The sequence below is a fragment of the Halanaerobium sp. DL-01 genome, assembly GCF_003338615.1.
In the GTDB taxonomy this organism is placed as follows: domain Bacteria; phylum Bacillota; class Halanaerobiia; order Halanaerobiales; family Halanaerobiaceae; genus QPJE01.
In genome coordinates, this window is record NZ_QPJN01000071.1 from 1 (window position 1) to 1,605 (window position 1,605).

Annotated in this window: 1 protein-coding gene and 1 pseudogene; both read right to left on the reverse strand. The window is 36.9% G+C overall.

Annotated elements, in window-relative coordinates:
* Nucleotides 1-146: 146 nt before the first annotated feature.
* Nucleotides 147-1,469, reverse strand: coding sequence for a glycine reductase complex selenoprotein B (gene grdB, locus DER71_RS11810; protein ID WP_114459025.1), 1,323 nt, complete (start codon nucleotides 1,467-1,469; stop codon nucleotides 147-149).
* Nucleotides 1,470-1,506: 37 nt separating this feature from the next.
* Nucleotides 1,507-1,605 (reverse strand): annotated as a pseudogene (locus DER71_RS11815) (glycine/sarcosine/betaine reductase complex selenoprotein A); the annotation flags it as partial.

Sequence of the window (1,605 nt, forward strand, 5' to 3'; positions counted from 1 at the left end):
AACACCCTGTCACTGTTGACTTCTACATGATACATGCCACAACATAGATAGGACTTTCACCTATTATCAGAATAATTTACGGAGCACACAAAAAACAGCTGCAGTACTTTGTTCACTGCAGCTGTAGTAATTTATAATTTGTTTAATTATTCTTCATCTAAAAAGACTGTCTGCTCGTTAATATCTGTCTGTAGAGCTTCAAGTGCTTTTTCAACAATTTCCCTCCTTAAAGCTTTTTCATCTTTTTTACTTAAATCTGGATTACCTAAAGGATGCGGAATAGCTACTGCCGGAACAATTCTATTTGCGCCAACTGTTTGAGATATTGGCAGTACTGTCGCCACATGAACTACAGGTAATCCTGTCTTTTCTATTTCTTTTACCATTGTTGCACCGCAACGTGTGCAGGTACCTCAGGTAGAAGTTAATATTACTGCCTGTACCCCATCTGCAACAAGTTTTTCTGCAATCTCTGCAGCATAACTTTTTGCATTAGCAACCGAAGTACCATTTCCTACAGTTGCATAAAATTTATTATGGAGCTCACCAATAACTCCTTCTTTTTCTAAATCTCTCATAACATCTACTGGTAAAACACGATCGGGATCAAGGTTAGCATATACTGGATCATACCCACCATGTGCTGTTTCATGGCTCTCTTCTGTTAAATCCATTACACCTTCTAGACTGTACTCTCCATATTTAGATGCACTTGATGATTCTATGTGATCCGGATTTCCTTTTGGAACAATACCACCAGAAGTTACAAGAGCAATTTTTGCATCTGATAAATTTTTTACAGGTTCAGCAATTTCAACTCTGTCAAACACGGGCATTGGATATTCTGTTTCAAATTCATTTTTTTCGAGTTTATCAATCAGCATTTTTACAGCCCTGCTTGAACCTCTTTCCTCAACAAAAAGATTTTTCCTCACACCACGAGGCATATAACCTTCTTCATCAGGACTCCCCAGTTCACCATCTTTATCTATATAGCTTTTAACTATCTTTGCCATATTCGGAATTGCTGATCTCATACCGGCAGCTGAATCAGATGTTTCAACAAAATAAGCATACTGTCTGTACATTTCGTAACCGGGATTTTCTGGATATATTCCAGATACAACATCTATACCCATTTCTTCTTTTGCAATTTCTGCCACTGTACCACAGGCTACACCATATCTTCCTGCATTAAAGGCAGGACCGGCAATCAAAAGATCTGGCTTAACTTTATCCAGCATTTCCTTTATCTTTGCTTTACTTTCTTCCAGATTTTCATTAAAATAAGTATCTCCACAGATAATTGTATTTACAATCTCTGCATCTTCTCCTATAGCATTGTTTAAAGCAGCACCTGGACCTACAGGTCCTTCTTCCAGACGAGGTGGAATATCTGCTTTATCTTCACCACCAATTTGTCCAAAAAACTGATTTAAATAATGAACGATTTGGAATTTTTTACTCATAACTGCCCCCTTTCCTAAGGGTTATTTTTATTTAACCTTAAAGAGTATATTTAGAGTATTTTTCTCTATAAGTTTTAACTTCTTCCACTATTGCATCAACATCAAGCACCATTTCCATCATACTTATCTGATCTTC